This is a genomic window from Gimesia sp. (assembly GCF_040219335.1).
Lineage (GTDB): Bacteria > Planctomycetota > Planctomycetia > Planctomycetales > Planctomycetaceae > Gimesia.
In genome coordinates, this window is record NZ_JAVJSQ010000029.1 from 236588 (window position 1) to 261430 (window position 24843).

13 protein-coding genes are annotated in these 24843 nt (G+C 52.9%); 3 read left to right on the plus strand and 10 right to left on the minus strand.

Annotated elements, in window-relative coordinates; genetic code table 11:
• Position 1: 1 nt before the first annotated feature.
• Positions 2 to 1693, plus strand: coding sequence for a glutamine--tRNA ligase/YqeY domain fusion protein (locus RID21_RS22890; RefSeq protein WP_350192940.1), 1692 nt, complete (start codon positions 2 to 4; stop codon positions 1691 to 1693).
• Between the two features lie 97 nt (positions 1694 to 1790).
• On the opposite strand, the gene RID21_RS22895 is transcribed toward RID21_RS22890, so the two are convergent.
• Positions 1791 to 2942, minus strand: coding sequence for a hypothetical protein (locus RID21_RS22895; protein ID WP_350192942.1), 1152 nt, complete (start codon positions 2940 to 2942; stop codon positions 1791 to 1793).
• A 600-nt stretch (positions 2943 to 3542) separates the two neighbouring features.
• Between RID21_RS22895 and RID21_RS22900 the strand changes: the two genes are divergently transcribed.
• Positions 3543 to 6521, plus strand: coding sequence for an MMPL family transporter (locus RID21_RS22900; RefSeq protein WP_350192944.1), 2979 nt, complete (start codon positions 3543 to 3545; stop codon positions 6519 to 6521).
• 6 nt (positions 6522 to 6527) lie between these two features.
• Here the strand turns inward: RID21_RS22900 and mnmA are convergent, their stop codons facing one another.
• The 9 genes from mnmA to RID21_RS22945 all read right to left on the minus strand — a co-directional run bounded on the left by mnmA (position 6528) and on the right by RID21_RS22945 (position 23515).
• Entirely contained in the window at positions 6528 to 7637 is a 1110-nt protein-coding gene (gene mnmA / locus RID21_RS22905; RefSeq protein WP_350192946.1) for a tRNA 2-thiouridine(34) synthase MnmA, read from the minus strand.
• Positions 7638 to 7822: 185 nt separating this feature from the next.
• Complete coding sequence (locus RID21_RS22910) at positions 7823 to 8830, minus strand: cation diffusion facilitator family transporter (RefSeq protein ID WP_350192948.1); 1008 nt, start codon at positions 8828 to 8830, stop codon at positions 7823 to 7825.
• A 149-nt stretch (positions 8831 to 8979) separates the two neighbouring features.
• A complete protein-coding gene (locus RID21_RS22915) occupies positions 8980 to 11037 on the minus strand; it encodes a c-type cytochrome domain-containing protein (protein ID WP_350192950.1) in 2058 nt (685 codons plus the stop codon).
• Positions 11038 to 11171: 134 nt separating this feature from the next.
• The gene (locus RID21_RS22920) at positions 11172 to 13748 is read right to left on the minus strand and encodes a DUF1549 domain-containing protein (protein ID WP_350192952.1); all 2577 of its coding nucleotides are present in this window, start codon (positions 13746 to 13748) and stop codon (positions 11172 to 11174) included.
• 100 nt (positions 13749 to 13848) lie between these two features.
• Positions 13849 to 16299: a PPC domain-containing protein gene (locus tag RID21_RS22925; protein ID WP_350192954.1), complete on the minus strand. Its 2451-nt coding sequence runs from the start codon at positions 16297 to 16299 to the stop codon at positions 13849 to 13851.
• 123 nt (positions 16300 to 16422) lie between these two features.
• Positions 16423 to 17721, minus strand: coding sequence for a DUF1501 domain-containing protein (locus RID21_RS22930; protein ID WP_350192956.1), 1299 nt, complete (start codon positions 17719 to 17721; stop codon positions 16423 to 16425).
• Positions 17722 to 18148: 427 nt separating this feature from the next.
• The gene (locus RID21_RS22935) at positions 18149 to 20068 is read right to left on the minus strand and encodes a CRTAC1 family protein (RefSeq protein ID WP_350192958.1); all 1920 of its coding nucleotides are present in this window, start codon (positions 20066 to 20068) and stop codon (positions 18149 to 18151) included.
• Between the two features lie 38 nt (positions 20069 to 20106).
• The gene (locus RID21_RS22940) at positions 20107 to 22947 is read right to left on the minus strand and encodes a tetratricopeptide repeat protein (RefSeq protein ID WP_350192960.1); all 2841 of its coding nucleotides are present in this window, start codon (positions 22945 to 22947) and stop codon (positions 20107 to 20109) included.
• Between the two features lie 157 nt (positions 22948 to 23104).
• Positions 23105 to 23515, minus strand: a complete 411-nt coding sequence (locus RID21_RS22945; RefSeq protein WP_350192962.1) for a hypothetical protein — start codon at positions 23513 to 23515, stop codon at positions 23105 to 23107.
• A 285-nt stretch (positions 23516 to 23800) separates the two neighbouring features.
• Here RID21_RS22945 and RID21_RS22950 point away from each other — a divergent pair, with 285 nt between their 5' ends.
• Positions 23801 to 24781, plus strand: coding sequence for a lysophospholipid acyltransferase family protein (locus RID21_RS22950; RefSeq protein ID WP_350192964.1), 981 nt, complete (start codon positions 23801 to 23803; stop codon positions 24779 to 24781).
• Positions 24782 to 24843: the final 62 nt, after the last annotated feature.

Consider the following 24843-nt stretch of genomic DNA (forward strand, 5'->3'; position numbering starts at 1 on the left):
GATGTCAACTCCCGAAGAAAAAACGCCAACGGATTTTATTCGTACGATCATTCAGGAAGATAACAAATCGGGCAAGCACGATGGTCGCGTCCATACGCGATTCCCCCCCGAACCGAACGGATACCTGCACATTGGTCATGCCAAGTCGATTTGTCTTAACTTCGGTATCGCCAATGAGAACCCGGGCGGGAAATGTAACCTGCGGTTTGATGATACGAACCCTGAGAAAGAAGATGTGGAATACGTCGACTCGATTAAGGAAGACGTGCGCTGGCTCGGCTTCGACTGGGACGATCGCGAATTTTACGCCTCCGATTACTTCGATCAGCTTTATGATTTTGCAGTCACCCTGATCAAGAAGGGGAAGGCCTACGCCTGTGATCTGCCCGCAGATAAGATGCGCGAATATCGCGGTACCGCGACCGAGCCCGGCAAACCCAGTCCCGGACGTTCCCGCTCTGTTGAAGAAAACCTGGATCTGTTCGAACGGATGAAGAATGGCGAGTTCAAAGAAGGCGAGTATGTGCTCCGTGCGAAAATCGATCTCGCTTCGCCGAACTTCCACATGCGGGATCCCGTGATCTATCGGGTTCGTCATGTGCACCATCATCGGACCGGGGATAAATGGTGTATTTATCCCATGTACGACTATACGCACTGTATTTCGGATTCAATCGAGAAGATTACACATTCAATCTGTACGCTCGAGTTTGAAGATCACCGTCCGCTCTATGACTGGATCCTGGATGAACTGGAAGTCTTTCATCCGCAGCAGATCGAGTTCGCCCGCCTCAACATGACCTATACCGTGATGAGCAAACGCAAACTGCTCGAACTGGTACAGGGCAAATACGTTTCCGGATGGGATGACCCCCGGATGCCTACCATATGCGGGATGCGGCGTCGCGGCGTCACCCCCGAAGCGCTGCGTGAGTTCTGTAAAACAATCGGGGTTACCAAATATAATTCGATGACCGATAAGGTTGTCCTGGAAAACTGCATACGGGATCACCTGAATCAGGTTGCCCCTCGTGTGATGGGAGTCTTGAAACCGTTGCGCGTTGTGATCGACAATTATCCGGAGGATACGTCCGAAGAACTGGATGCGATCAACAATCCGAATGATGAATCAGCGGGAACCCGCAAAGTACCGTTCTCGAAGGTGATTTACATCGAGCGTGACGACTTTATGGAAGACCCGCCAAAGAAGTTCTTCCGCCTGTCACCGGGTAAAGAGGTCCGCTTGCGCTACGCCTACTTTGTGACCTGTACTGATGTCATCAAAGATGACGATGGTGAAGTGGTTGAACTTCGTTGTACCTACGATCCGGAAACCCGCGGCGGCGATGCTCCCGATGGCCGGAAAGTCAAAGCGACGATTCACTGGGTCTCAGAAGCGCATGCCCTCGATGCAGAAGTCAGACTATATGACCATCTGTTTGATCAGCCTGATCCGGAAGATCTGCCTGAAGGAGTCGACTACAAGTCGAACCTGAATCCCCGCTCATTGCAGGTCCTGTCGGGTTGTAAGCTTGAACCGGGGCTGAAAGAAGCTGAACCAGGCAGTCGTTTCCAGTTTGAACGTCTGGGATATTTCTGTGTCGATACAAAGGATTCGGCACCAGGAAATCCCGTCTTCAATCGTACCGTTACTCTGCGTGATACCTGGGCCAAAGTCGGGAAGCAGAAGTAATCGAACTTCTTCGGGGCGCATAAAAAAACACTCGTCGAACGAAGTTCGACGAGTGAGCCCATGCACTTCAAAGTGCTCATGTCTTTCCAACTTTGAGTCAGGGTGTCCGCTGTGCGACAGAGATGTCGCTGCCTGATGCTACAGGAGCAGTCTGCTCCGGACGAGCGACCCGACGGGTCCAGCCGCTGGCACGCACGATCGAAGGCAGTGGTCTGTCGGAAGTATCAGGTTCGTAACCAGCCCGGCGTGTGGGGGGGAATGTCGGGGCGGTAGATTCCTGTGGTACCTGGTAAGAAGAGCGACGTAAGGACGAATCGTTGTCCAGGCTCGACCGGCGAGGGTCGGAAGCAGGATCACGCTCGTACTTGTCTCCGTTCGCCTTGAACGAATCATCGTACTTCTTTTTGTTCTCGGCAGAACGCTGATGAATTGTCTGTGGCGCTTCTGCAGACATGTAAGGATCAGCACTGGGCAGCAGTGCGGTCGCAGTGCCACCAAATCCATCGCTGGATGGATAGACATAGGCCGTCCGAGTGGTTGGAATAGATCGCATGACGGTCACTGGTTTCATTGCAGTCACAGTAGTTTTGACGTAGCGAGTGGAGTTCACAGCGACTTTCCGGGTCGTTGTATAAGGCACCATTCGAGCGACGTTATAAGTCACTTTGCGAGACTGCTGTACGGCAACCTGACGGGTAACCGGAACATTTTGGGTCACGACGTTCGGTACGTAGTGACGGGTGGTTCGATACTGAGGTGTGAATGCCATACGCATGGAATATCCGGTACGGTTCATCCAGCCCAGGAGGTTGGGGCGGTTGTCGTACTCGCAGGGAGCGACTTTGGGGATACACTGACGCTGAGTCACCCAGCGACCCATGTCTTTTTGTACCTGCTGGCACTCAGTGACATTCTGATAAGACGTGTAAGGAACGTCGACCGTCCGAGGCTCCAGAACCTGGCGATAGGCGGTGACCTGCTGATCCACGTACTTGGTTTCCACCACAGGTTTCATTACGGTCTGCTGAACAGGCCGATACTCTGTGACCGGAACCTGACGGTAGGTGGTCTGGGTCACCGGGATCGGACACTGGACCACAGGCTGTGGACAGCAGTTCTGAACCACCGGCGGCGGTGCACAAGAATTACAATTGTTGAAAGGCAGCCATTGTGCCTGGGCGGAACCAGCGGCCATCGAGAACAATGTAACTCCCACAACGGGAATTGAACGAATAACGCGTTTTAACATGAGCTTGTCCTACAAAGAGAGTCTTTGAGAGGGGTATTGGAAAGAGTCATTGAAGTGAACAACGTCTGACAGCCAAGGCGAGCCGCCAGACCATTGCGATGGGGCAGGTTTTTTATGAAAAATCGAAAATGGGGTCAAGTGGGATTCAGCAAAATGCCGATAAGCCTGCTCCCCAGATTCAAGAGACCGCAGCTAATTCACCATTTTAATTAGACTTGCGCATTTTGTTTCTTTTTCTGGGTTTCCGGATCTTGTGGAAAAATCTGCCGGGAAGCCTCGGATTCGCCGAGAATGTTGATCTTAGAAAGACCAGATTGCCGATGAACTTCCTGTCATCGGGCAAAATATCGTGTTCAAACCGGGAGGTCCCTCCCTGATCCACATTATTGCGACCCGAATTCCTGAGGGGATTAAAGTTTGGTTATCTATTAACTTACAACCTCAAATCAGGATATATTCAGGTTGTCGGCAATACGGAGATTGCTGTAAAATCGATAGCTTCATAATACGATCAACGCTCTCAATTAATCGATCCCTTCACTTCTGCCCGGTTGTTTAGATCGAACGAGAGATCGACTTAGGTGCACACGGAAGTGTTCTGTGGATAATCTCTCCCCTGAAAATCAGGAACGCTCATTCCTCGGCGAGGCGCTGGCTGCGACAACCCAGTTTGTGGTGACGCACGCCCGGCTCAGTCTGGCTTTGGCCCTGGTTGTGTCCGTCGGCTGTATCCTGCTGACCGTCTTCAGGCTGGAGTTCAAAACCGACCGGGCTGATCTGATCGATCCGACAGCAGCCTTCCATCAGAAATGGATGAATTACACCGAGAGTTTCGGCAGTTCATCGGATCTGGTCTGTGTCGTCGAAGCTGAGAATCCCGAATCGATTAAATATGTCCTGCGGACCCTGGGACAGCGGATCGAGCAGCATCCCGAACTGTTTGAGAATCCGCTCTATCAGATTAACCCAGGCGATTTACCTTCTAAAGGACTTCAATATTTAACTCCGCGACAGCTGCAGGCTGGTCTGAATCGGCTGGATGAATATGGTCCGATTTATCGTAATGGTCGCTGGGATCTGACCCAGGTTGATCTGCTGTATGATCGCTTGCGTTACCAGATTCAATCCCGGTCTGCCAGTTATCGAGGCACCGAACGCGATCAGTCACTGGAGCCACTGTTTACCCACGCTGCGATTCTGACATCCAGCATGGCCCGCTACCTTTCAGACCAGAATGACTTTCAGTCTCCCTGGCCTTCGATTGTCGCAGTGAACGAACGGATGCGCGAACGGTCTCGTGAAATCATTTACCTGTTGAATGAATCCGGCACGATGGGCTTTCTCAAGGTCTTTCCGGTGCATCAGGAAACAGGATTTGACGGTGCCACGCAGGCCATCGAACAGATGCGGACCATTATCGGCGAAGTCGCTGCTGAGAATCCGGAAGCCAAAATCAGTCTGACTGGAATTCCGGTTCTGGAAAATGACGAAATGCGTAAGTCGCAGTCCGATATGATCAATGCATCGATCATTTCCTGTTTCGGCGTGGGACTGCTGCTGTTCTTCGGTTTTCGTGGAATCCGTCATCCTCTGCTGACTTTGCTCATGCTGGCAGCCGGGATGGCCTGGGCCTTCGGTTATACCACACTTACCATTGGTCATCTGAATATTCTCTCGGTTTCCTTTGCCGTGATTCTGATCGGGCTGGGGATCGATTTTGGTATCCATTACCTCGCCCGCTACATTGAATTGCGGCATAAAGGGGAAGATCTGGAACCGGCTCTGCTCAAAACATCGCGTACGGTGGGGACCGGGATTGTGGCTGCTGCTGTGACGACGGCTCTGGCTTTCTACTGTGCTGGACTGACGCCCTTCCTGGGAATTGCGGAACTTGGTTTCATCGGTGGTGGTGGAATTATCTTATGTGCAATCGCCACCTTCCTGGTGCTGCCGGCACTGCTTTCACAGGCAGATAAAAATGTAGAAGTCAAACAGATGCCCACTCCCTTCCAGGGAAAGTGGTTACAGAAAATGATTACGCGGTTTCCCCGCATGGTAGCTTTAAGCTCCCTGGCTCTGGTAGCATTCTGTGCCAGCCAACTGGTTCAAAAATCGGATCAGGGATGGGAATCGCGCGTTGTTTATGACTACAACCTGTTGAACCTGCAGGCAGCGGGACTGGAGTCAGTCGAAGTCCAGAAACGGATTTTCAACGATGCTCAGAACTCGCTGCTGTTCGCAGTCTCCGTAGCGAACAGTCCGGAAGAGGCACGGGAACTGCGTAAGAAGTTCGAAGCTCTGCCCTCCGTGCATCATGTGGAAGAGCTGGCCTCACGCGTCCCTGCACATTCTTCGCAGGAAACCAATCTGCTGGTGCAGTCCTATCGGGCACAGCTCTCACGACTGCCGAATAATGTGCCTCCCGTGAATCGTCTTAATCCTTCGACGATCGGGCGGAAACTCGAACAGTTTTATGTGTTACTCTCAAACTACCAGAGTCCAACAGCGAAGCAGACTGCCCGCATGCTGGATCAGTTTCTCAACCGGTTTGAATCTTTGACGCTGGCCCAGCAGTCCCGCTTCCTGGATGAATTTCAGTACCGGACTACTGCGTCACTGCTCGGTCAGTTCCGCGCCATCCGTGGTGCCTCCGATTCTTCGCCGGTCCGTTTTTCCGATCTGCCCCGTTCGTTGACTTCACGCTTCGTGAGTCCTGAAGGAAAATGGCTGATCCAGATTTATCCCCGCGATCACATCTGGGAAATTGAACCGCTGGAGGAGTTTGTTAATGAGGTACGCTCTGTCGATCCGGATGTGACGGGAACCCCGCTGCAGAATTACGAAGCGGCTCAACAGATCAAAATCAGTTATAAAACCGCTTCGATTTATGCTCTGGCAGTCATCTGTATCGTTTTACTGATCGATTATCTGAGCCGTCGTCATGCAACAATGGCGCTGGTGCCTCCGGCGATTCTGGCTATCTGTACCTGGTTCATCCTCTATAACCGTGGAACACCGGTCAGTGTTGAAGCTGCCATCGGTATGTTCCTGATTATGTGCTTCAGTGTGGCCTTTGTGCTGGAACGAAGCAGTGTGCTGCATATGTTGTTGACCATGATTCCCCCGGTCGTCGGTGGCCTGGTCATGTTCGGGATTCTGGCGATGACTTCGATCGATTTGAATCCGGCCAACCTGATCGTGCTGCCTCTGATTCTCGGAATCGGCGTTGATGACGGCGTGCACGTGGTCCATGATTTCCGGATGAAACAGGGACCCTATAAAACATCTCCCAGTACCATCAATGCGATTGTGATGACCTCACTGACTTCGATGATCGGTTTTGGCAGTATGATGGTGGCCACACATCGTGGACTTTACAGCGTCGGTCTGGTATTGGTGATTGGTGTGGGCTGCTGCCTGTTCGTTTCTCTGGTAACCCTGCCGGCTCTGCTGACCTGGATTTCCAATCGGGAAGAAGCCGCTGATTCAGTCAGCATGGAAGATTCTGACGAACATTCCAACAGCCGTAAGAAAAAGCGACAGAACCGTGATCGGATGGAAGCGGAAGCCGCTGCCTGATCCGGGTTACATGATCCAGCCGCCACCAATCACGCGCTCCGCATCATACAGGACAACCGCCTGGCCCGGGGCGACACCGTATTCCGGGTTATCGAAGGTGACCCGGAACCGTTCTTCATCCAGAATCTGTACCGTGCAGTCAGCTTCTTTATGCTGATAGCGAATCTGGGCCTGACAGCGGATCTCGGAACCGGGACTGTCAATCAGCCAGTTACTGCGATTGGCTTCCAGTGATTTCCGTGCCAGGTCGTCGCGCGTACCGATTACGACTCGTTTCGTCTCAGGTTCGATTTTGATGACATAACGGGGCGAACCAAAGGCGACGCCCAAACGCTTCCGCTGACCGATGGTGTAATTTTCATAGCCGGTATGCTGGCCGACGACATTCCCCGCGGTGTCAACCATTTCGCCGGCCGTTTCCTGCTCGCCCCGGTATCGGTTGAGGAAACCGAAATAATCGTTGTCGGGAATGAAACAGATTTCCTGACTGTCAGGCTTATTGGCTGTCCTCAGGCCCGCCTCACCTGCCATCTCCCGGATTTCCGGTTTGACGAAGCCGCCTACGGGAAAGATGATTTTGTCGAGTAGATCACGATTGATACCAAACAGAACGTAGGACTGATCTTTCGAGCGGTCGAGGCCGCGCACCAGGGCCGGCTGTTCTTCTCCCGGGACAGACTTCAACTGTGCATAATGCCCGGTCGAAATGTAGGAGGCGCCCACTGATTCTGCGAATTCCCAGAGTTTGCCGAACTTGAGCCAGTTGTTGCACATCACACAGGGATTGGGAGTGCGGCCGGCCAGATATTCATCGGCAAAGTAATCTTTGATACGCCCAAACGCATCTTTGAAATTCAGCGCATGAAACGGGATGTCGAGCATGTCAGCCACCCGGCGGGCATCTGCAGCATCACTGGCGGAACAGCAGCCCTGCTTGTGTGCTTTCGTGTTCAGAACCGGAAGGCTATGGGGATCCTCAATCGCGCAGGCCGTCTCTTCGGTGGCACCGGACCGCATGAACAGACCGATCACCTCATAACCCTGTTCCAGTAAAAGATGGGCGGCTGCGGAGCTGTCAACTCCACCACTCATCGCCAGGACAACACGCTCAGACATCAAACAATACTCAAACAAAAATTCAGACGAAAAACAGGTAACACTGCACTATTATAGGCGCCTCTGAAACTGATCACAGGCTTGAGACTCTGGCCGAGGGACGAAATCGCAGGTTTTTCTGCCTCGCTGCCGACAAAACACCAACTTCTGGCAGCTCTCTCTGTTGTGAACGTGAGGCGGGCTGCTTAATTGGCTTCCAGATCGAGGTGCCTGGCCTCAGGGACCTGTCGCTGGATTTCCGCTTCGATCTTATCGATCTCCTCAGCCAGGGTATCGAGGATATCCCGCGTATACTTCTGACAAAACTCCTCGAAGTCCTGTTCGCTCTGAATTTGAGGATAGGCGGCAAGTGCTTTCTTTTTCAGACGTTTTGATAATTCTTCGGGATCAAAACTCAGGTCGACCTTAATGCGGTAGTTATCGATTGAGAGGATTCTGGATCGCAGGTCCAGCACATCGTCAATCAGCGGATTGTTCTTCAGGATGCGTTGTACCTGTTCTTTCGTCTCTGGTGGGATACTGGGACCGACCAGCAGTTCCTGGTTCCGGATAATCAACCAGACGGCAATCCCCCCCAAGAGAACACCAATTCCAATAGAGCCGATGGCATCCCAGTAGGGGGATCCGGTCATCTTGGTAAGCAGAATTGCGATCAGTGCGATAATCACCCCCAGGCAGGCAGCACCATCTTCGAGAATGACGGCAACGGAGGCCGGGTCAGCTTCCTTACGCAGATACTGATGAAACGCCTTTTTCTCTTTCTGAGCGTTTTTCCACTCGGTCTTAAGCGCGAGAAAGAAAACTACACCATCGATAACCAAGGCAAACAGGAGCGCCGCGATGGCCCATTTCATTTCGCCAAAGTTGAGCTCAGGTGGATGAAACAGCGATTGCACACCGTGGTACACCGTCACTCCACAGCCCAGGAAAAAAATCCCGACTGCGGAAATCAATGCCCAGACATACCGTTCACCAGCGTAGCCATACTCATAACGACGGTCCGGCATCCGGTCAGCACGTACCAGACCAATGAGCAGCAGTAACTGGTTAAGGAAGTCGGCGACTGAGTGAATCGTCTCGGACAGCATGGCTCCCGAACCGGTGATCAGGAAGGTCGTTCCTTTGGCGATCGAAATCAGGGCATTTCCTGTCAGGGCGGCTACGACCGCGAATCGGGAATTACTTTGAGCCATACCGGGATGCTCCTCGTGTTCTGCTGGAAGTTCAGTCACAATGCTATCGACTGACCAAAATAACAGAACCTTGGGGCGAGTTCCAATCGGACCGATGTAAAAAAAGCCCTTCAACCTCTGGATTGAAGGGCTTAAATCAGATCAGGGTCTTACTTAGCAGTGCTGGCCTGGGCGTTGTTGAGTTTCTTGGAGAATTCAATTTCTGCCTGCCAGTGTTTGACTTCATTCTGAGCGGCAGCCAGTGCGCTGGCGGCCGACTTGGCTGCGTTCTGAGAAGCAGTCGCCTTGTCGGTCGCCGGTTTCAGAGATTTCTGCAGAGCAGCTACTTTTGCCTTGGCCGCATTCAGCGCATCCGTTGTCTGTTTGATTTGCGGCGTGTAAGTTGCAATTTTCTGCTGGTTCTCTTTAACGGCTGCCTGATGTGTGGCCACTATTTTCTGCTCGGCTGCGATGGCTGCAGTGCGCTTGTCGACGGCCGCTTTCAACTTGGCAGCAGCTTCGGCAAGCTCTTTGTCGCCAGCAGCCTGTTTACTAACAGCGTCAGCCTTTGCATGTGCTTCCTTGATTGCCGGGAGTGGTTTTCCAATTTCGGTAATCTTGTTCGTGGAAGCCGTCACACCGGCCTGTGCACCTGCCAGAGCTTTCTGGGCGGCTGCCAGGTTGCCATTCAGGCTGTTTAACTGATTCTGCAGATCGGTCTGCTGTTTTTGAGAAGCAGCAATGTCTGCGTTAATCTTAGTCACTGCAGCCTGGTCTGCCTGGGCGGTCGCTGCCAGTTTCTGGTGATTGGCTTGCGCTGCACTCAGGCTGGCTGTCGCTTTCGACAGTCGCTCGGATAATGGAAGCGGATTGGCTGTCAGTTCACCTGCTTCTTTTCCATCGGCGGCGTTCCAGACTTTGATCTTTCCGGTCCAGTCAGAAGAGATCACCTGGTTGGTTTCATCACAGATCGTGACACAGACGCCGATATCTCCAAAAGCAGGGAAGGCACGCAGCTGTTTGCCCGCCTGATCCCAGAGTTTGGTGACCTTGTCACGGCCGGTGGTGACCAGACGACCGTCGCGGGCGAATTCCACACTGGATGTTCCGCCGCCATGGGCGTTCCAGGATTTAATATTATTCCCGTTTTGAACTTCCCAGAGTTTTACGGACTGATCTTCGCTACTGGTGGCAACCAGGTTGGAGTCGGACCGCCAGGTGATTCCGGTGATTCCGCCTTTATGTCCCTTGAGTGTGAGATACTCATTTCCCGTTGCTGCTTCCCAGACAAACGCACCGCCGTTCCGGTCTCCGGAACAGAGCAGGACGGAATCAGGGCTGAAGGCCAGCGAGGTCATCCAGTCGGTGTGTTTACGGATTTCGTAAGCGAGTTCGCCCGTGCTGGTGGAATAAACGCGAATGACTTTGCTGGGGCTGCCCAGGGCGATAAAACGCTGATCGGAGCTGATGTCAGCACAAAGGACGGCATCCAGTTCGTCACCAACTTCAAAGAGACGCTTTCCGGTTTTGACATCCCAGACCACAACGCGGCCACTGGCAGCAGCATGTCCGCCACCGGCCAGTAAGAGACTGCCATTCCGGCTGAATTTCAGGACATGAGCTACGCCTTCAGGGAAGGGGAGCACCCCCAGAAGTTCCAGGGTTTTAGTGTTGTAGAGCAGAACCTGTTTCTGACCAGCAACAGCAGCCAGAGGGGACCAGGGGTTGGTGGCCATAGCCGTGATGGCGGTAGGCAGGCTGCTGTGCACAACCGGGTCCAGGTTCAAGTGTGGCGGCATGGGAGGCGGTCCATCCGGTTTCCCGGAAGATGCGCCCTGCAATGAGAAATCAAACTTTGGTTTTTTGATGCTGACCTTACTACCTGCATTTTCTGGAGCACCGATGCTGATCCATTCCTGAATCAAAGCCAGTTCTTTATCGGGAAGCTTGTCCGATTTGGGAGGCATGAAGGGTTCGGAATCGTGTGTAACCAGCATATACAGATAGCTGCCTTCGGCGTCGCCGGGCGCAATTGATTCACCCGCGGCGCCACCCTGCATCAGACCGGTGTAGTTGGTCAGATCGAGGCCGGAAGCTTTCTTATCGGTGTTATGACAGGCAAAACACTTCGCCCGAAAAATCGGTTTGATGTGTTCGTCATAGGTGACTTTCGGCTTCTTGTCTTTCTCGTCCTTTTTTTTGTCTTCCGCAGACAGAGGAGATAACATCAGTGTGACAGTCAATCCGGCTGCAAGCAGAGTGTTACAGATCTGGCGGCACCGGTTTGCAGTGATTAAGTTTTTCATAGTTTCAGCCATATATTAAATCGGGCTTAAAGGTCTCAGTCTGGAATCAGAGGGCTTTAGTGGTTAAAGATAAATTCACGCGAGTTCAGCAATGACCAGAAGATGTCATTTAACGCGTTCTGTTCGTCTTTTTTGTTTTCATCCAGGACCTGAACCAGGGTGGAATATTCCTTGTCAGTCGGTTTACGGGTCAGGCAGGAAATATACATTTCATCCACGATCTCCAGTGGCTTCTTGCCGGCTTTGATTCGGGAATCTACAAATTTACCCTGCACGATCTTACTGTTGACGGTATCGCCGTTGAGCAGGTGAAGAGCCTGTGACAGACTGGGTTCCATCCGGACTTCACACGAACAGACGGTGTCACGCTTGGCACGACCAAAGGTGGTCAGGAAGTAGTTGGTTGTGTTTCCGTCGGCGATCTGCACTGCCCGTGCTCCCAGCGGTAAGCCGCGGAATTTATTGGGTGCACTGGTGACCTGGGAAATACAGTCCAGCAGAACTTCAGCACGCAAACGACGTGGATGTGCATGTGAGAAGTTTGTCAGATCGTTTTCATTGGATGGATTAGTCTGTGTGGAAAGCTGGTAAGTTCTCGAAGTACAGATATCGCGAACCAGCTTCTTGAAGTCGTAGTTGTAATCGGTGAACCGTTTGGCGAGTTCATCCAGCAGTTCCGGGTTGACCGGAGGATTACTGATGCGGACGTCATCCACTTCATTGATAATGCCTTTACCGAAGAAGTGTGCCCAGACGATGTTACTCAGGTTCGTTGCAAAGTAAGGGTTTTCATTGGAGGCGAGCCAGTTGGCCAGCACGACGCGGCGGTCTTTACCTTTAACTTCAGGTTGTGCACCACCCAGGAATTTGGGCTGCATGACCCGGTTATCAACCAGATGTCGGACTTCGCCGCTGCCTCGGTTGTAGATAATAGATTCGCGGGGGTCCTCACTGCCTTTACGTCCCACCTGTGAGAAGAATGCAGCGAAGCTGTAGTAATCGTCCATCGTCCAGCGGTCGAACGGATGGTTGTGACACTGGGCACATTGAATTCGCATGCCCATGAATACCTGGGCCACGTTTTCAGCGACTTTGAGAGTGTCACGTTCGTTTTCGTAATAGTTGGTCGCAGCATTAGCAAAAGTACCGCCGGTCGAACCGAGTAGTTCCTGTACCATTTTATCGAGGGGCACGTTGCTGGCGATTCTTTCCTGCAGCCAGTTGTAATATAGTAATGCTGACTTGTAACTGATGCGGTTATTGACTGTGCGGATCTGCAGAAGCTCAGACCATTTCATCACCCACATCTCGACAAACTCTTTACGGTTGAGTAACTGATCAACCAGTTTCTCCCGTTTCTTGGGATCTTTGTCAGCGACGAAAGTATTGAATTCTTCAATGGTGGGCATTACGCCGCAGATGTCCAGGCTGGCACGACGCAGGAATTCGGGATCGGAACAGACTTCAGAGGGAACAACCCGCAGCTTTTTCAGCTTGTTGTGTATCAGGGTATCCACATAGTTGTATTCCGGAACATTGGGCCATTCGAAGTCCAGGCCCTTGGGGAGTACCACAAAGTGAGATCCGACCGTGTGTGTGTCGAAGCGGGCCATAATGAAGGCTTCGCCCCGATTGTTTGCGGTGATCTTACCATCTTTGGTAATGGTGGCTGAGTTGTCGTTGTTTGATGAGAAGGCTGACAGAGTCGTTACGTCACGAGTCGTGCCATCTGAATAGTAGGCCAGAACGGACACCTGCTGTGTGGTGCCTTTCCCGTCCATTACCCCACCTTTGGGATAGATTTCCACCTTATCAACAGTCGGAATTGCGCCCGCGTCGTAAGGAGCACCTGCCTGCAGCCAGCGTAAAGACGCGTTATAATATTCTGAGTCTTTTTCGTAGAGTTTACCGCCGGTGTGAGGAACAGCGCCGATGGCTTTTTCAAGCAGCAGGCTTTCCTGAGGCATACTCAGGTTAATTCGACGACCGCTGAGTTCACGGGTTAGACGATGATAGTCTCCCTTGGGGTCAAACCCGAACAGTGAGAGGCGGAAGCCGTCCTTACCGCGGGCAGCACCGTGGCAGCTACCGGTGTTACAGCCAGCCCGCATGAATGTAGGCATGACGTCCAGGGTAAAACTGATGGGACGGTCTTCTTTTGCTTTAGTAACCTTGGAGTGCAGCTTGACACTCGCACCGCCGAAAGTGGTAACCACATCGGTCTCACCATCGCCGGCCGGGTAAATCATATTGTTTTCGATACGCACGATGCCTTCTTTGGTCGGCTTGAACTGAAGTTTCGTGGTGACGTCTTCGGTCAGACCGTTGTCATAAACTGCCTGTCCGATTATGGATTGTCGATCCCGGCTGGTCGTGAGCTGGATATCCTGAGGATACACATTCAGTTGAACCATCTTGGGAGCTGGTTTTGGAGGGGCCGGTTTGGGAGCAGCAGGCTGCGCGGGGGCCGGTTTTGTCTCCGCTGGTTTCGTTTCAGCCGGTTTGGCTTCAGCAGGCTTGGGGGGCTCTGCTTTGACCGGTTCCGTTTTGTCTGCTGCAGTTACGAGAGAGATTCCACCCGCCAGGAAGGCCAGGGTGAGAAAACTGCGAGTGATTGTTTGATGACGCCACATAATCGAAAACCTTTTCTGGTCAACAGGAATTAGTTGATCAAGGTGATATAAACGTAATGCTCTGAGTCTAAATCAGAGTTTGAGCGATTGAAGTTGAAGACTACTTGGTACCCTCTTCCAGTCGTTTTTTAGCCTCGAGACGGAGCTGCTCCAATCGAGTCAAACGCTTGGGTTCTTCCTTCTTGGGTTCTTCTTTTTTCGCTACGGTTTTAGGTTTGGCCGGTTCGTCTTTTTTAGGTGGAAGCGGCTTGTCAATCCGCAGCTCGGTTCGGCCAGCGGTATGTACGACGGTTTCACCGTTCACAGGAACTTCGACCTGACAGAACAGGCTCTTATGCCGTCCCTGAGGAGAAGCCGGATCCGTTTTTACTTTGAAGATCAGTTCTTTGCTCTCTTTGTTGAAGGTGATATCTTCTGTGGTCACTTTCGGAGGCAGACCGACCAGTTTAACTTTGGCATCTCCATCGAAGGGAGTCTTGAGGTCAACCTTGCAGATGATCTCAGTCTCTTTTCCCTGTTCGACGGCAGTACGTGCGAGATCCAGGTCAACGTAGGAATCTGCAACTTCCAGATTTGCCAGCTGTGAGGAAACCCAGGCATTGCCACCCACGTTAGCCGAACCAATGACGAAGACCTTCCATTTTTTTATCTCGGCCTTGCTGTTGGCGTTGATCGGGTAGAAGGCTTCATTTTTGCCCTTGGGGATCGTAACCCGGCTGGAAGCACCCACTCCCGGTGGACGGAAGGGGAACTGGAGGGTAATCGCTTCGTCGAAACCTTCTTTTCGAGTAGCGACAACTTTGAGTTGTAACGAGCCGTTCCGTGCCAGCGGGGCTTTGGGTTCAACGATATCGAGTTTGAAAGGAACTTCCTCGACAACCGCGACTGGAATCTGGGCGACGTCTTTCATCCACAACAGCTGGTTATTCCGCACGCGAACCAGGTCGGCCCGGTTGGTGAAGACCCCCGAAATATTCAGTTTAGGATCGACATGTTTTCCCTTAAGGGCGATCAATTCGCCTTCAACGGGAGCATCAGCGGCTGCTTCAAAGACCACGGGCATCGTTGTCAGATTCGCTGCCATCGGTTCGGCGACAACTTTAACTCCCTTGGGGAAGTTCGAAGAATCGAGAGCGATTTCGCCACCAAAGTTAGAACGGCTGGCACTGATGACTGCTGCAAAACGGTTGCCCCGAGGGACTACAATCTGCTGTCGCTCCTGGGAGTAACGGGCATTGCGGGGAATGCCCAGTTCGAGGCTGGGTGAGACCGGCAGCATTTCAATGCGGTAGACAAAATCGGCTCCACCACGCGAAAGGTGATCGGTGATGGAGATATAGTAATCTCCATCAGCAGGGAACTTATAACGGAAGTAGCTGTCGGGACCACGTGAGTCGTCGTTGCCGGCAACGCGACCGAATTTGGCGTTATACAGGTTCACAACCGCATCAAGTGGAGAACGGATGCGACGGGCGTAGCATTCGATTTCCAGGGTCTGGTCTTTCTTGCCCTGAAATTTGAAGTAATCAATATCACCGTCGGTTTCGATGATCCCGTTAAATGCATTGGGCAGTGCTGCTGCAGAAGCCGTTTTGAAGTCGTTGTTGGGCTCCTGTTCCATGGAGTTACCATGAGGGAACAGGCGGAATACGTTTCCAGAGGGAGCGGTTCCCCCGGCATCGCTGGCGAACAGTTCGAACTCAGCATCCGGCTTATCCGGGAGCTGGAATTCCTGAACCAGGTTATCGACGGTATTCCCTTTGAAGGTGACTTTCTGTTTGGATCCCAGTTGGCCGCCAGCGGGATAAACGGCTGTCGGACGAGGATAAGTACCGACGTGCAGACGGTAGAATGCAGCACCGTTTCCGCCGTATGAACTGTCACGAACCAGGATCGTGTATTTGCCATCAGCGGGTGCGATTACCGAGACCGCGGCATCATTTCTCAGCAGGGGGAGATCGTCTTCGGCTTTGAGCTCAAAACGTTTTTCGTCCAGGATGGCGATGTAGGGGTCGAACAGTGTGGTCGCCAGACGAATGCCCTCGATTTCTGCAGAGATGCGGTCACCTTTTTTAGCCGTGACAACATAGTGATCCACGTCTTCATTCTGAACGACACCACTCACTGTGTGGTTCATTTCAATGGACTGGGGCGTTTCGAATTCGCTGTTCGGTTCTTTTTCGGCGATCTCGGGGAAAGGCCCGACCCAGAAGGTTTTGTACTCGGAGACACCGGTTTTGGTACGGACCTGGAAAGTATGCTCACCCAAGGCACAGTCGGGGGCGATTTTGACTGTCGCGGTGCAGATGTTCTTGTTTTTTGGATTTTCTTTGATGTCCTTGAATTCGAATCCTTTTTTGTAGGACAGAATTTCGACGGCATCGGAAAGACGGGCACCAATGAACGTGAGTTCCACCTCAGTACCCCGTTGTCCCCCCCGGGGGCGGACGTAGTTCAGACTGGGATCTGTGGCCCAGGCGGAGTCTACGAGTAGTAAGCTGAGTGCGAGTGTTAAAATGCCGGTGCAGACAGACTTGAAATTCTGCAGCATCACGGTTCCCCCCTTGGAATGTGAATGTTCGAGAATCAGTTTTTATTTCCGCTGGAACGAGAATGTTAGCACGGGTCAGACCCGTGCTAACAGACTGTTCTTTTAATTCCGGTTAGATTGCTCTCAGACGAGCAGCTCTTTAACGACTTTACCGCCATCAACGATTTCGATGGGACGATCGCCGGGAGCCATGAGTTCTTTGTCTGAGACAATCCCCATGCAGTGGTAGATGGTGGAAGCCCAGTCCATAACGGACAGTGGTTTGTCTTCAGGTTCACTGGCAATGGCATCAGACGAACCATAAACCTGGCCACCTTTGATACCGCCACCGGCCATGACCAGACTGAATACTTTCGGCCAGTGGTCGCGGCCGGCAGTACCATTGATTTTCGGCGTCCGACCAAATTCACTGCAGACGCAGACCAGGGTGCTGTCCAGCAGTCCGCGGTCGTAGAGGTCTGTAATCAGTGTGGAGAATGCCTGGTCGAAGGAAGGCAGGTTCCGTTCGATCCCAGTCTGGATCCGGTCGTGCATGTCCCAGCCACCATAAGTCATGGTGACAAAACGGGCACCTGCTTCAACCAGACGACGGGACAGCAGCATGCGGGCACCAGCCTGGTTACGGCCGTAGGCGTCACGCACTTTGGCGTCCTCTTTGTCGAGGTCGAAGGCTTCCTGTGAAGCTTTCGATGAGACCATGTCGTAGGCCTGCTTATAGAAGGTATCAACAGCATCCAGAGAGTCAGCTTTTTCTTTGGTAACAAAGTGATCGTTGACAGCATCCAGCAGAGAGCGACGACGGGTGAACCGCTTGTCGTCGACACCGCCGGGCAGGTTCAGGTCACGTACTTTGAAACCGTTGGAGGCAGGATCAGATCCGACGCTGAACGGAGCGAAGGAAGAGCTGAGGTATCCGGTACCGGCGAATTCGTTCGGCTGATTCGGGATACAGACATATTGAGGCATGCTGTTCCGGGGACCGAACTCGTGGGTGACAACACTTCCCATGCTGGGGAACTGCAGAGCCGGGCTGGGTCGATAGCCGGTGAACATATTGTGTGTTCCCCGCTCGTGAGCCGCTTCACCGTGTGACATGGAACGGCAGACAGTCAGCTTGTCCATGATTTTGGCGGTCTTGGCCAGTTTCTCATTGAAACGAACGCCTGCGACGTTGGTTTCGATGGAACCCATCGGTCCACGGTATTCAACGGGTGCGTAGGGTTTGGGATCCCAGGTTTCCTGGTGTGCTGCACCACCTGGCAGATAAATGAAGATCACAGATTTCGCTGTGCCTTCCTTGGTCTCATAATACTTTTGTTCTGCCTGAGCGCTTTTAATACGCAGAAACTCAGGTAGAGTCAGCCCGATTCCACCCGCAAAACCAACGTGTAAAAAGTCACGACGTGATTGTTTGAAGCTCATTGGGTCATCTCCATTTCCGAATGGGGGGGATAATTTGTGTCCGGTTTTTGGCTCACGGGGCCAGAGGCTAAACGCTTGCAACAGGGTATGAGCACTTAATTCTTATCAGGTTGGAATATAGCCAGTTTGACCTGGCGGATGGCTCTGATCGCCACTGAGCGAAACAGAGTTTAATATCAGGCGATTCCGACGAAGCATGCTTCTTGTCATGCATCCGCCAGTGGGGGAAGGAAACTTTTTAATCACCCGAACGTGTATTATGCCAAATTCGGTCTCAGTAATTCAAGGACAATTTCAAATTCGCATCTGCTTGTGCACACCTTGATACCCTATATATCAAACAAAGTTGATGCGAAGATGTCAAGGATTTCCATTTGAAATCCGCTAAGTCCAGAAAAATAGGAGCACGGATCAGAGACCGTTGTTGCTATTTGTCAACAAGACCATCCTGTTCAGAAATCTGGTATAATTTGTCCGCTTTGAGATTTTCCAGAGTCGTCACTTTTCCAGACGGCCATTGGATGTTCACGGACTGAATTTCTGTTTCCGTGCCGAGCCCAAACGTAACGGGCAGCTCTGTTTGTGAGATATAGCTCCGGGTGGGCATCAGCAGACGGCTCTGGGTACCCGCCTTCGTTTTAATCCTGATCTCAGCGCCCAGGGCATCATGATTGGAGACAAGCTGGTTCGGTTTCCGTTCTCCGGTGGGCGAACTGGTCAGCCGGAAGCGAACCCAGTGATTGCCCGTTGCCTGCTCGTTACGGAGCAGGCGTGGCTTATTTCCAGTGGTCATAATGAGCAGATCCAGGTCGCCGTCTGCATCGATGTCGGCAAAGGTCGCACCGCGGCCGACCAGTGGTTTAACAAAATCAGAACCAACCAGCGCTTCTCCCAGCGGGAGGAATTCCGTGGCGTGTTGTGCTCCACAGTTCCAGAACAGCTGGGGTGACTGTTCATAATGCTGACGTTCCTGGACGATGTTGATGTCTTCCTCCAGGTGCCCGTTGGCCGAGAACAGATCGAGCCTGCCATCCAGGTCGGCATCGAAGAAGAAGACGCCAAAGGTAAGTGCCATGCGGGTTTGCGGTCCCAGACCGTTCGAGACCGCTTCGTCAATGAACTGCATCTCTTTTCCAGGGGAAGTGTAGAGGGCCGTCATTTCGTTGGCGAAGTTCCCGATGGCAATGCCGAGGGTTTCGTCATTGCGGAAGGTTGCGATATCGACGCCCATGGCACCACGGGCATTGCCGTCCATATCAAAGGCGACCCCCGAGAGTGCGGCGATTTCTTTGAAGGTGCCATCCTGTTGATTGTGGAACAGCAGGTTCTGGACGGTGTCGTTCGTGATCAATACATCCAGGTAACCATCCTGATCAAAATCATAGAAATGCAGGCCCAGCGATTTGGCCAGAGGGACTCCGGTGCCGGGAGAAATGATTTTCAGTCCTGCCTGATCGGTCTGATCACGAAAGGTGCCGTTGCCCAGGTTCTCGTAGAGCAGGGGGTTTACGCCATTAAAGTTCTGGGGACGACCATAGGCGCGGATTCCCCCTTTCAAGGTAAAGTTCTGCGCGCGGTCGTAGGCGGGGGTCCAGTCAACGTAGTTGCAGACCAGCAGGTCGAGGTCGCCATCCCGGTCATAGTCAAACCAGCCACAACTGGTACTCCACAGTTTATCGGGACCGCCGACACCTGCCTGACTCGTCACATCGACAAATCGGTTGCCTTCATTTTTAAACAGATAGTTGGATTCCAGGCAGGAGACGAACAGATCTACCAGGCCATCGTTGTTATAGTCTCCGCAGGCGACGCCCATGCCATACATCGAAACATCCAGACCCATGTCTTCAGTGACGTCTTTGAATTTACCTGTGCCATCATTCTGGTACAGTGCCAGCGATGACGCATCGGGTTTTACTTGCCTCGAAGAGTCGGTCCAGGGCCAGTCGGTAGAACCAACGAGCAGCAAGTCCTGATCGCCGTCGTTGTCATAGTCAAAGAAGGCCGCGCCCCCCCCCATGGTTTCCGGCAGCAGTTTTTCTCCGGCAGCACCATTGTTGTGGACAAAAGCGATGCCTGCTTCCTCAGTGATGTCTTTAAACGGAATCTTGGGAAGGATGATTTCTTCCACTTCCCGTTTTTCAGGCAGAGACAGTGGCGTCTCCTTGACCACGGTTTCCGGTTCGTTGAGACGGTTTACCAGAAAGACGGTACCGCCGATGACCGCCAGGACCAGCATCACGGAGAGTGAATACCAGAAGGCGCGGCCGATCGACTCGTCGTTCTGTTCGGTCTCTTCTTCGAGATTCGGATCAAGTTCCAGATCGGTATTGTTCTGATCTGTCATGGGAAAATCCTTGGGTTGTTTATCAGTCACCGCAGGCGTCAGTCCTTAAGGGCTGTCGCATTCGGTTTGGTTTCAGTCTTACGATGTAACGAGTAAATCACAGGTTGTTCCGCAGCGTGGTTGGCTGCAGGGTATTTCTCACGGGCCTTGCGTTCGGCAAAACCGCGTGCGGTATCGTCCGCTTTATACTTCAGGTGCAGATTACGATGCTCCTCGGACAGTTCCTGTTTTCCCAACTGATCGTAGATCAGGGACAGGTTGTAGTGCGCTGTCACGTTTTCCGGATCGAGGACCAGTGTTTTCTGGAACTGGTCCACCGCCTGATTGAGTAACTGGTCCCGTTGATCCCGATTGGCTTCGGTACGGAACCGTTTGGCCTGATCGAACAGGTTTTGTCCCAGATCGTTGATCACCACGTAATCTTTGCTGAAATCAAAGCCACGACTGGTGCGTTCTTCGGTCTGGTCTTCCAGGACACTGCGGTAGTTCTTCTCGGCTTCCTCCAGGTGTCCCTGTTGCTGGTTCACCTTGCCGCTCAACCAGGCGAGCGTCCACGGCGGGGCGGGGGGATCGGTGAAGGTCGAGGATTTTTGCAGGGCCTCGACGGCGTCCTGCAGACGTCCTTCGCGGAAGTAGACCCGCGCCAGGTTCAGAGTACCATCATAGCGGCCCAGTTGATCAACCTGGCTGAACGCCTCGGCGGCCTGACGCAGTTCGGCTTTTCCTTTGAGGAACAGACCGATGCCATAATCGTTCCAGCGCTGCCATTCCGGGATCTCCACTTTTTTGTTCTCCACTTTCGCTTCCACGCCCTCCACGGGGAAGGTGATCGTGTCGGAAGCGATGGTGGTGATGGGCAGCGTATTCACATAAGGTACTCCCGGTTCTTTCCAGGAGAGCTTCTGTCCTTTCTCTTCCAGGGAAGAGGCGACGTACTGCATGTAATGCGTATCGAATTTGCGATACTGCAGTTTCGCTTCGACGGTTACCGGTTCGGTCAGATCATCGGGCAGGTTGAGTTCGTAATGCACGGTCTGACCGGCACCGGGGGGCATCTGGTTGTTATACAGGGCCACGAAGATGTCCTGGGCATTACGGCGGTCGATGCGATTGCCTTCACGGTCAATCACAAACGCGTTCACGAAATGCGACCAGGGATCCACGGTGCCATCCGCTTCCCGGGAACCGCTGCGGCCGATAATCCGGTCGCCACTTTTGACGGTGACATCCAGCCAGATTTCGTTGGAGTCGGCTGTTCCCTGGGTGAAGTGGTGGCCGACTTTCAATGTACGCAGCACGGTTTCCAGAAGATACTTGTGCCCCGGTTTCAATGTGGGTACTTCCGGTCGCAGTGGTGCGGTCAGCTTGCCTTCGATACTGCCTTCCTCGCGGATGCCGAAGAAGTCGACGCGAAGGTTGTCTTTCAGGAATTCCTGATGGACGGCCACTGTTTCCTGATCACCCCGCAGGGCGGCGATACCAGTGTTCGCGGCGGGGAACAGGTGGTTGTGCACACTGAGTTCCTTCGCGCCGTAGAAGTGACGGGCACCGAAGTCGTTTGACTCTTTCGCGGGCATGTGGCACTTGTTGCAGTTTTCCTGTGCCTTGGGGGGATAATAGAAACTCCGCGCTCCATGGCCGGAGACCCCACTCAGCAGGAAGGAATCATAATGGTTCTGTCCGCGCAGGAATTTGTACTGATTGAGTTCCTCGGGCAGATGCACCTTATGACAGGTGCCACAGAATTCAGTTGATTTATGGAAGTCTTTCAGGAAGGTCTTCTTATGGAACTCAGGCTTTGCTTTGACCAGCTGATTGTTGACCCACTGCAGGAAGGGATTGTCGCTGTAGGCGAAGGGGTAGTGGATCGGTTCTTCGATCGTGTAGTCACTGTTGCCGCGGACACTGTTAACGTGCGTAATCGCATGACAGGTCGTGCAGGTGATGCCCGCCTGGGCGGTGATGTGGTTGATGTCGTCAAAGTTTGGATCATCAAAGGCGCCACTGAAGAACGGCACCGGATCGTGGCAGCCCGCACAGAAGCGGGAGGCCTGCAGGTTTCCGTCACGTTCAAAAGAGACTTTACGCGTTTCGCGTACCGAGGCGAGATAGTTCGGGTTATTAAATGAACTGAAACGGTGGACGCTCTTGGACCAGTCTTTGTGAGTATCGGGATGACACTTCTTACAGTAGTCATCCATCATCAGTGCTTTGGAGGGGATGAAGTCCCCCGTCGATGTTCGAGCCAGGGAGGGGAAGAAGTATTTCTCTCCCGATTCCGGCCCGACGACATTCCATTTGCGGGGGTCGGCAGAATGGAACATCAGCATGCCGACCACCATGGCCGTAATCACTCCCATATAAGACAATCCGGCTTTCCAACGGATCTTGGGACCTACCAGCCGGTGTAACCAGTAGAGCCAGAGCGCAAATATGGGAGCGATCACGTGGCACCAATACGTGATGGATCGGGCAGTGGGATTCTTTAAATCAAAGGAACCGATACGTAGCAGCAGCAGTCCGGAAATCAGTACCAGGCAGGAGATAATAAACAGGCCGTACCCCACGCCTACTGCGCGGCGGTTGAGCCGGTTCTTTGTGTTATAAATGTGAACAATGCCGAACAGGATGAATGGCGCCAGGAGCAGCAGCCCCAGAATCAGGTGCGCCAGAAACATGTACTGATAGAACCAGTTTTCCAGAGTCTCGCCACTCAGCCAGTCATAGGTAGTGATACTGACCAGGTAGATCGAGTTCGCCCCTAACAGGGCAACCAGGAAAAATAAGAGATATAAAACTTTGCGCAACTTTGGTCCGACGGCACGACGGACGATGCGACGGGGCCGTGATTCATTCACGGACGTATCAGTGGTAGCCATGGTTAAAAGAAATCCTGCACAAACTGTCTGTGAGGGGAATCGGCTGAGATTAGAATTCCAGCAGCGCGCAGTCGCGAGTCTGTTGTATCAGACGCGGAACAGCGCAGGCAGATTCCCTGAAACACAACAGAGACATTGTCCCTGTGACGATCGCGTTTCAGACAGCAGAAGTGCGGGGAGGACGATCGACGCGCGTGCGGCAGGCATTCGTGTAGTGCCGATTCTGTCCCGCGCTGGTAGCGGTCAGCGGTGCTCCTGATTTCAGCTCAACCCGGGCGAAGGCACAGGCGGGCTTCGAGACTGTCAACACGATGACAGGTGATTCAGGAGCCGGATCGGGCAGATGGTTCTGGCACTCGGGACCAGAGCAGGACTGCTGGACCGGCAGAGGCTGGGGATGCGTCAGCTGATCGGATTCTACCTTCGCTGGTTCCGGTGAGCCTGCATGATGCAGGTAATCGCCGCAGGTCGCGTGGGCAGACGAGAGCGATGTCAGCGTCAATACGTAGACCGCCCCTGCTGTCAACAGGGAACGCACAACGGATTGCCAGTGAAATCGATCAGACATGTCACACACGAAATGTACGGTGAAGCGATACTTACAGCTAGAACCTGAGCCCCATTACAGAGCACTCTCCATGTATATTACTGTGGCATCCACTTAAATCCGAGTAAAAATCGGAGAAGATATCGGAATCGAGCCGGTTTTTTGCTGCTCCCATATGCCTGTTCAGGCCCTGGGCCCTCAATTGGGGGTTGACGAATTTTTGTATTCCGAAGACACTTTCCCCGCTTTGTGCCCGAGTGGGGGCTCAGTCTGGCCAAAGAAGCAGGAAGCGAAAAGGGATAGGACATGATTAATTGGCGCATGATGCGATACCGACTGGAATATCTGGTTTTTCAGACCCTGGTCTGTGTAGTTCGATCATTACCGCTGAGGGAGTCAGTAAAACTGGCCAAAGGCCTGGCGTTTGTCATTCACCGGTGTCTGCCGCGCAAGCTGACCCGGTATCATGTTGCTGCTGACAACCTGCGGACCGCCTTTGGTGAAGAACTTTCAGAAAAAGAAATCGACGAGACCATCTATCAGATGTGGACGCATCTGTTTCGTATGGTCGTCGAGATCATTCAACTGCCTCGCAAACTGCACAGGGGCAATATCTTTGATGTGCTCGATTTCGATTATCCCCCCGAACTGATTACCGCCCTCTGTTCCGGGCGGCCGGTCATTCTGCTCAGTGGTCATTATGGTAACTGGGAGATTGCGGTCTCGGTGTTTGGTCTGTTTGGCTTTCCCATGGGCGTTGTGGCGCGGGAACTGGATAATCCTTACCTGAATAAGTGGTTCGCGCAGTTCCGTCAGCATACCGGCCACCGGGCGATGGCGAAAAGTGGCGGTTATGATGACATGGTCGCTACCATCGAACGACGAGGGCATTTGGCGCTGCTGGGCGATCAGGACGCCGGTAAGCGGGGACTGTTTGTGAACTTCTTTGGCAAACCGGCTTCGACTTTCAAGTCGATTGCTCTGCTGGCCCTCGAATACCGGGCCTATATCTGTGTGGGTTATGCCCGCCGTCTCCCCGATGACTTCGAACAGAATCAGTGGATCAAATTTGAGATGGGTTGTGAAGAGTTGATCGACGCTACCAAATGTGTCTCCAAAGACCCGGTTGGCGAACTTACTCAACAGTTTACCTCGTCGCTGGAAAAGGCAATCCGCAAATCACCCGAACAGTATTTCTGGGTCCATCGCCGCTGGAAGAGTCAGCCACGTGTGCGTGAGAAAAAGAAGCGCCAGGCAGAGTCGATAGCGGAAAAAAGAGCCGCCTGAATTGATTCCCGCCCGCGTCTCCACTACAACCTGATTGAGGAAGAGCCGGCGTCAGTGAACCC

Bases quoted from the DNA above. Each gene is read 5' to 3' on its own strand.
- RID21_RS22890 (WP_350192940.1), top strand. From the start codon at position 2: ATGTCAACTCCCGAAGAAAAAACGCCAACGGATTTTATTCGTACGATC.
- RID21_RS22895 (WP_350192942.1), bottom strand. From the start codon at position 2,942: ATGTTAAAACGCGTTATTCGTTCAATTCCCGTTGTGGGAGTTACATTG.
- mnmA (WP_350192946.1), bottom strand. From the start codon at position 7,637: ATGTCTGAGCGTGTTGTCCTGGCGATGAGTGGTGGAGTTGACAGCTCC.
- RID21_RS22910 (WP_350192948.1), bottom strand. From the start codon at position 8,830: ATGGCTCAAAGTAATTCCCGATTCGCGGTCGTAGCCGCCCTGACAGGA.
- RID21_RS22915 (WP_350192950.1), bottom strand. From the start codon at position 11,037: ATGTTATCTCCTCTGTCTGCGGAAGACAAAAAAAAGGACGAGAAAGAC.
- RID21_RS22920 (WP_350192952.1), bottom strand. From the start codon at position 13,748: ATGTGGCGTCATCAAACAATCACTCGCAGTTTTCTCACCCTGGCCTTC.
- RID21_RS22925 (WP_350192954.1), bottom strand. From the start codon at position 16,299: ATGCTGCAGAATTTCAAGTCTGTCTGCACCGGCATTTTAACACTCGCA.
- RID21_RS22930 (WP_350192956.1), bottom strand. From the start codon at position 17,721: ATGAGCTTCAAACAATCACGTCGTGACTTTTTACACGTTGGTTTTGCG.
- RID21_RS22935 (WP_350192958.1), bottom strand. From the start codon at position 20,068: ATGACAGATCAGAACAATACCGATCTGGAACTTGATCCGAATCTCGAA.
- RID21_RS22940 (WP_350192960.1), bottom strand. From the start codon at position 22,947: ATGGCTACCACTGATACGTCCGTGAATGAATCACGGCCCCGTCGCATC.
- RID21_RS22945 (WP_350192962.1), bottom strand. From the start codon at position 23,515: ATGTCTGATCGATTTCACTGGCAATCCGTTGTGCGTTCCCTGTTGACA.
- RID21_RS22950 (WP_350192964.1), top strand. From the start codon at position 23,801: ATGATTAATTGGCGCATGATGCGATACCGACTGGAATATCTGGTTTTT.